Annotated in this window: 2 protein-coding genes; both read right to left on the reverse strand. The window is 60.8% G+C overall.

Annotation, left to right across the window (positions count from 1 at the left end; translation table 11 throughout):
* Window positions 1-40 precede the first annotated feature (40 nt).
* Complete coding sequence (locus E3T49_RS10600) at window positions 41-883, reverse strand: IS3 family transposase (RefSeq protein ID WP_241972765.1); 843 nt, start codon at window positions 881-883, stop codon at window positions 41-43.
* Window positions 884-891: 8 nt separating this feature from the next.
* Entirely contained in the window at window positions 892-1,203 is a 312-nt protein-coding gene (locus tag E3T49_RS10605; RefSeq protein ID WP_134424886.1) for a transposase, read from the reverse strand.
* Window positions 1,204-1,228 lie beyond the last annotated feature (25 nt).

The following is a 1,228-nucleotide window of genomic DNA, read 5'->3' on the forward strand; positions in this document are numbered from 1 at the left end:
TGGGGTGACCCGGTCTTTCCGGACGGGGTCCGTAGTTTCATTATGCGGCCAGGATCAGTTCGGCCAGTCGTTCGTGTGGTGTGGCATAGTTCAGAGTTTGGTGTAGCCGGGCGGTGTTGAAGTGGTGGATGTAGCTGATCACCTCTGCTCGCGCCGCTCGGCGAGTCGTGAAGGTGCGCCAGTTGAGGCGTTCGCTCTTGAGTTTGGAGAAGAAGGATTCAGCGGCAGCGTTGTCCCAGCACTGCATTCTGGCTCCCATGGAACGAAGGATGCCGTGCTTGCCGCAATACCTTGTGAACCGTTTCGAGCGGTATTGAACGCCGTGATCTGAGTGGAAAATCGCGCCCGGCTTCACGTGCCCGGTCTCGATGGCCATGTTCATCGCCCGGGTGATCAGCTGGGTCGTCATTTTCGCGCCCGTGGCGTAGCCGAGGACAGCGCGTGAGGCCAGGTCGATGACAGTGGCCACGAAGAGCCAGCCCTGCTGGGTGTGAACGTAAGTGATATCGCCGACCATGATCGCTCCCGGCGTCAGGGACCGGAAATCGCGCTTGAGCAGATCCACGGGGTCCGCAGTTCGCAGGGATCGACGGTTGGCGACTTTGAATGCCCGTTCCGCGGCGGGTGAGATCAAGCCCAGGCCCCGCATGATGGCAGCCACGGTCTTCCGGTCCACGAACGTGTTCTGGCGAGCCAGCGCCGCGGTCACCTTGCGGTAGCCCGCCGCGCCCGAGGACGCGGAAAACGCGGTCATCACCTGGCCGGTCAGTTCATCGTTCCGGCGCTCCGTGCCTGATGGTTCTCGGTCCAACCACTCATAGAACCCGGACCTTGACACGTTCAGCTTGTGGCAGAGGTACGAAACGGGCAGGTCGGCCTTCAACCGGGCGATCAGTTCGAACCGTTCTCGTTTTGATCGCGCTCCCGGAAGAAGGCCTGCGCTTTTTTCTGGAAGTCCAGATCCCGCCGCAGACTCGCGTTCTCTTTCTCCAGGTCACGGATTCGTTTCCGAGCTACCGGCGTCAACTCGCCGCCCGGATCGATTTGCTCGAGCTTGGCATCGTTCACCCACTTCCACAGGGTTCGGTGATCGACGCCGATTTCCTCAGCGACTTTCACGATCGATTCCCCACTCGCTGCTACACGGGCGAGGGCCTCTGCCCGGAGCTCGGGCGTGTACCGCCCATATTTTCGATGCGCCATAAGTCCATCCAATCTCAACTTCTAC

This window comes from Cryobacterium cryoconiti, assembly GCF_004403065.1.
GTDB classification, from domain to species: Bacteria; Actinomycetota; Actinomycetes; order Actinomycetales; family Microbacteriaceae; genus Cryobacterium; species Cryobacterium cryoconiti.